Source organism: Mesorhizobium sp. M7A.F.Ca.CA.004.12.1.1 (assembly GCF_003997835.1).
Classification (GTDB): domain Bacteria; phylum Pseudomonadota; class Alphaproteobacteria; order Rhizobiales; family Rhizobiaceae; genus Mesorhizobium.
In genome coordinates, this window is the sequence record NZ_RZRK01000430.1 from 1 (window position 1) to 5,383 (window position 5,383).

At 64.0% G+C, this 5,383-nt stretch carries 7 protein-coding genes; 3 read left to right on the forward strand and 4 right to left on the reverse strand.

What is annotated here, in order from left to right:
* From EN984_RS21515 to EN984_RS21530, 4 genes are all read right to left on the reverse strand, one after another.
* The coding region (locus EN984_RS21515) for a CaiB/BaiF CoA-transferase family protein (protein WP_164765566.1) at nucleotides 1–956 on the reverse strand (956 nt) is incomplete at its 3' end.
* On the reverse strand, nucleotides 949–1,689 hold the full coding sequence (locus EN984_RS21520) for an NAD(P)H-dependent oxidoreductase (RefSeq protein WP_127267893.1): 741 nt from the start codon (nucleotides 1,687–1,689) through the stop codon (nucleotides 949–951). The genes EN984_RS21515 and EN984_RS21520, both read right to left, overlap by 8 nt.
* Nucleotides 1,690–1,698: 9 nt before the next feature.
* A complete protein-coding gene (locus EN984_RS21525) occupies nucleotides 1,699–2,847 on the reverse strand; it encodes an acyl-CoA dehydrogenase family protein (RefSeq protein ID WP_127267892.1) in 1,149 nt (382 codons plus the stop codon).
* 105 nt (nucleotides 2,848–2,952) lie between these two features.
* A complete protein-coding gene (locus EN984_RS21530) occupies nucleotides 2,953–3,888 on the reverse strand; it encodes a LysR substrate-binding domain-containing protein (RefSeq protein WP_127267891.1) in 936 nt (311 codons plus the stop codon).
* A 161-nt stretch (nucleotides 3,889–4,049) separates the two neighbouring features.
* On the opposite strand from EN984_RS21530, the gene EN984_RS21535 reads away from it, so the two are divergent.
* From EN984_RS21535 to EN984_RS21545, 3 genes are all read left to right on the forward strand, one after another.
* On the forward strand, nucleotides 4,050–4,562 hold the full coding sequence (locus tag EN984_RS21535; protein WP_164748823.1) for a thiamine pyrophosphate-binding protein: 513 nt from the start codon (nucleotides 4,050–4,052) through the stop codon (nucleotides 4,560–4,562).
* 5 nt (nucleotides 4,563–4,567) lie between these two features.
* Nucleotides 4,568–5,155: a thiamine pyrophosphate-dependent enzyme gene (locus EN984_RS21540; RefSeq protein ID WP_127269711.1), complete on the forward strand. Its 588-nt coding sequence runs from the start codon at nucleotides 4,568–4,570 to the stop codon at nucleotides 5,153–5,155.
* An 8-nt stretch (nucleotides 5,156–5,163) separates the two neighbouring features.
* The coding region (locus EN984_RS21545) for an aldehyde dehydrogenase family protein (RefSeq protein WP_127383937.1) at nucleotides 5,164–5,383 on the forward strand (220 nt) is incomplete at its 3' end.

Sequence of the window (5,383 nt, forward strand, 5' to 3'; positions counted from 1 at the left end):
GCACTCACCCGGCCCCAGGCGATCTGCGCCTCGTCGAGACGGCTTATGGCCTCGTCGCAGTCGATTGCCGCGAAGATCGGTTCGATCTCGGCGTCGAGCGCCGTGCGGTTGGCAACCCGCCAGGTGTTGGTGGCGAAGCGTTCGTCGGCGAACAGATCCTGCCTTTGCAGCACGAGCGTGCAGAAGCGCTTCCATTCATTGTTCTGCTGGATGGACACGACCACGCTGCCATCCCGACAGGCATAAGGTCGATAGGGGTAGATCGAAGCATGCGCCAGGCCATATCTCTGCGTCTCGCGGCCCGCATATTCGTAGTGCAGCAGCGGCACGGTCATCCAGTCGGCCATGGCGTCGAACATGGCAATCTCGACAATGCGGCCGCGCCCGGTCTTCTGGCGCGCCAGCAAGGCTTCGAGGATCGCTGCATGGGCATTCATGCCGGTGGCGATGTCGGCGGCGGAAACCCCGATTTTGCTTGGCGTGTCCGGCGTGCCGGTAACGGCGCAGATGCCGCTTTCGGCCTGCACCAGCATGTCGTAGGCGCGCATGGCCGCGTAGGGCGTGTCCTGCCCGTAGCCGACGATGTTGATGGCTATCAGCCGAGGAAACTCTTTCGCAATTGTATCGGCCGAGAGGCCGAGCCTGTCGATGGCGCCCGGCACGAGATTCTGCACGAGGACGTCGGCGCGCGCGACCATCCGGTGCAGGAGAGCCAGGTCGTGCTCACTCTTCAGGTCGAGCACCGCGCTCTCCTTGCCGCGGTTGAGCCAGACGAAGTAAGCCGACATGCCTTCCACTGCGGAATCGTAATGACGCGCGGTTTCGCCTTCCGGACGCTCGATCTTCACGACGCGTGCGCCGGCATCGGCAAGGCGGACCGTGCAGAGCGGAGCGGCGACGGCCTGCTCGATCGAAACGACAAACAGGCCCTCCAGTGGGCGGGCGCCGTCAGACATTGCGCTGCACTCCCGAGCGCGCCAGCACACCAGGCTTCAGCCGCTCGTTCTTGCCGTAGTCCTCGGCGGCGTGGAAGAACAGATGCGGCGTGCCATCAATGTCCTCGAGCCTCTTGCGGTAGGCGTCCAGATAGGCCTTGCGGCCATCGTCGCCGACGCGGCCCGGCATGTAGGCGACGAAGGGCGGCAGCACGTCGAAGCCGGAATAGCGCAGCAGACCATTGTGGATCGGCCACAGCACGGTGAGGATGTCGCCATCGATGCCGTCGGGCGCGTAGGTGTCGGCCGACGTGCCCGTGGTGGCGGCCACCATGGCGAGCTTTCCCCTGAACATGCCGGTGTCGTATTTGCGGCCCGGCAGATAGGCGAAACCGCGCGCGAAGACGCGATCGGCCCAGCCCTTGAGCATTGCTGGCATTCCGAACCACCAGACCGGGAACTGGAACAGCACGAAGGCCGCCCGCTTCACCTTTTCGATCTCTGCACTGATATCGGCCGACAGTGCGCCGGCCTCGTAGGCGGCGGTCTGTTCGCGCGGCAGGCTGAAGAAGTCCGGATCGTTACGCTCGCCCGATACGTCGCCCGGCCCTGCGACAGGATTGAAGCCCATCGCATAGAGGTCGCTGACGACCACATCGTGGCCTGCGCGGGTCAAGGTTTCCACGGCCAGATCCTTCATGGCGCCGTTGAAGGATTTTGCTTCCGGGTGTGCATAGACGATGAGGACGTTCACGGACGACTCCTAGTAGGAACGCGGCAGTCCAAGCACGTGCTCGGAAAGGTATGACAGGATGAGGTTGGTCGAGATCGGCGCGACTTGATAAAGACGCGTCTCGCGGAACTTGCGCTCGACATCGTACTCTTCCGCGAAACCGAACCCGCCATAAGTCTGGATGCAGACATTGGCTGCTTCGTTCGAAGCGTCGGCCGCCAGCATCTTGGCCATGTTCGCTTCGGATCCGGGGTTCTTGCCGGCCTCGTAGAGGCTCAGCGCCTCGCGCACCATCAGTTCGGCCGCGCGCATGTTGGCGTAGGCCCTTGCGATCGGAAACTGGATGCCCTGGTTCTGGCCGATCGCCCGGCCAAACACATGCCGCTCCTTTGCGTAGGTGCTGGCCTTTTCGATGAACCATTTCGCATCGCCGATGCATTCGGCTGATATCAGGATGCGCTCGGCGTTCATGCCCGAGAGGATGTAGCGGAATCCCTTCCCCTCTTCGCCGATCAGGTTTTCGGCGGGTACGCGCAGATCGTCGAAGAAGACCTCGGTGGTGGCATGGTTCATCATGGTGCGGATCGGCCGGATTGTGAGGCCGTTGCCGACGGCTTCGCGCATGTCGACGATGAGGACGGAGAGGCCGTCGGTCTTTTTCATGCCGTCCTTCAGCGGTGTGGTCCGCGCCAGCAGCAGCATCAGATCCGAATGCTCGGCGCGGCTGGTCCAGATCTTCTGGCCCTTGACCACGAAATGATCGCCATCGAGGCGAGCAGTGGTCTTGAGCGCCCCCGTGTCGGTCCCGCTGCTCGGTTCGGTGACGCCGAATGCCTGCAGGCGCAATTCTCCCGCGGCGATCTTCGGCAGGTATCGCTGCTTCTGGGCTTCCGAGCCGTGGCGAAGAAGCGTGCCCATCGTGTACATCTGGGCATGGCAGGCGCCACCATTGCAGCCGGCGCGCTGGATTTCCTCCAGCACGGCAGCGGCGGCCGAAAGCGGCAGGCCCGAGCCACCATATGCCTCCGGGATCAGGATCGAGAGCCAACCGGCCTGCGTCAACGCTGCGACGAAGTCGCCGGGATAGGCCATGTCCCTGTCGAGTGCGCGCCAGTATTCTCCGGGAAAGCGCGTGCACAGCCTGGCGACGGCATCGCGAATGTCCTGATAGGCTTCCATGAGGTTTGTCCGGGTTTTCGTCTTGCTGCGGGCCTCACTATCGCGCCTCCGTGCCCTGTCAGCAATGCAGGGCGGACGTGAGCAGATATAACGGAATTCTAATGCTTATGGTGGAGGGCCGAGAAGCTGGCCGACCCAGACGGCCCGCCCGACAAGATCCTTGGCGATGTCCTCTATCGCTTGTCCGGCAAACCGCGCGAGCCGCGAGGCAGGCCGGTCCGCCGGGTAGGCAAGGATCAGGCGGCGCACGGGCACCGGATCGATCAATGGCGCGGCGGTGAGCAGCCCGGCGGTCACATCGGCATGGATAGGGGCGAGCGGCAGGATCGTCCAGCCATGGCCGTTGCGCACCAGGTCCTTCAGCGCCGAATAGGAGTCCGCTTCGATGCCGACATCGAGCGTGATGCCGGCATCCGTGGCGCAGCGTTCGACGATGATGCGTAACCCGTGCTTGATGCTGGGCAGCAGCAGGCGCTTGCCGGCGAGCGAGGCGAACGACACGGCGCGCACGGTTGAAAATCCCGCATCCGGCGGTCCGATCAGGAAGAGGTTTTCCAGGAGCAGCGGGCGCGAGCGCAGCGAACGCGCCATGCGCGGGTCGTAGAGTACCGCGACGTCCACCTCGCCGCGGTGCATCCAGTCCAGCAGATAGCCGGTGTAGGCGCTGACAAGTCTGAGCTTCGCCTTGGGATGGGCCTTGCCGAAGGCGGCCGCCAGCGGCAGCGAAATAATGTCGGCAACGGTGGGCGGCAGGCCGATGGCCACTTCGCCGGTCAGCGGCGCATCGGCGGGTGTGGCCGTGGCGCGGATCTCGTCGATCTCGGCCATCACGCGCATGGCGTGCGCCAGCACCTCCTTGCCCTGCTCGGACAGCACCATGCCGCGTCCGTGGCGCAGGAAAAGGGCAAAGCCCAATTCCTCCTCCAGCATGCGCACCTGCCGGCTGAGCGCCGGCTGCGCAATGTGCAGCCGGTCGGCGGCCTTGCTGAGGCTGCCGAGTTCGGCGACATGGATGAGGGTGCGTAGCTGCGATAACTCCATGAGCTATCGAATACCATTATATCTGATCACGAGAAAGAGACGAAGATTGCATCGGTCAAGCGCGCTAGTCTAATGCCAGTCCAATATCTCGGAGATGCAAGGTGACGGCGAGCATACAAGCAAAACCTCCGGAAGCAGCAGCGCTTGCCGCCGCTCCGACCGTGTCTGAAAGGCAGTGGCCGGATCAGGTCTATGAGGTGCTCAAGGCTGCCGGCATCAGCCACATGTCCTATGTGCCGGATGCCGGTCATACCACATTGATCCGCCTTTTCAGTGAGGATCCCGAAGTCGTCACCAATGTGCTGACGACGGAGGAGGAGGGCATCGCCATCGCAGCAGGCTCCTGGCTCGGTGGCAAGCGGAGCGTCGTGCTCATGCAATCCTCCGGTGTCGGCAATTGCATCAACATGCTGTCGCTTCCCGTGCAGGCGCGCTTCCCCTTGCTCGTCCTGGTGACGATGCGGGGCGAATGGGCCGAGTTCAACCCGTGGCAAGTGCCGATGGGGCAGGCGACGGAGGCGTCGCTGAAGGCGATCGGGCTCAGGGTGCTGCGCGCCGAAACCGGTCCCGACCTGGTGGAGACGGTGGCGCAGGCAGCCTTGATGGCTTTCGACGCCGACCAGCAGATTGCCGTGCTGATCGGGCAGCGGCTGCTCGGCAAGAAGAAGTGGTGAGCGACATGAATTTGCCGACGATGGACCGCCGGGTTGCGGTGAAGAAGCTGCTTGACGCCCGTGACGGCGCCCTGGTCGTGACCGGTCTCGGCTCGCCGAGCTACGACGTGCATGCCGCCGGCGACCGCAACGACAACTACTATCTCTGGGGCGCCATGGGGGGTGCTGCGCTGATCGGCCTCGGGCTTGCCCAGGCCCAACCCGACAAGCGGGTCATGGTGATCACCGGAGATGGCGAACAGCTGATGGCGTTCGGTTCGCTGGCGACGATCTCGGTGGCGCGGCCGAAAAATCTCGACCTGATCGTGCTCGACAATCAGCATTTCGGCGAGACCGGCATGCAGTCCAGCCATACCGGCAAGGGCATTGGTTTCGACAAGGTCGCGGCCGCTTGCGGTTTTTCGAAGACCGCCGAGCTGCGTACGCTGGAGGAGGTCGACATGCTCTGTGGAGAACTTCGGCGCCCGGCCGACGGTCCGCGCCTTTTCGTGCTGAAAATCACCGCCGAGAACCTGCCGCGCTCGCTGCCGCCGCGCGACGCGGTCGAGGTCAAGAACCGTTTTCGCGCCCATCTGGGCTTTGCCACCTGTTGAGGACCGATATGGCGCTGGTTAGTTTCCAGAACACGGTCGGCGGTCGGTTGCAATCGACAGCCGATACATTCGAGAGCCATGATCCGTTCACCGGCAGGCCCTGGGCGCTGATCCCGCGTGGAGGAGCGAGCCAGGTGGACGCCGCCGTGGCGTCCGCGAAGGCAGCATTCCGGTCGAAGGAATGGGCCGGCATCACGCCGACCGCGCGGGGCAAGCTGCTCGTGCGGC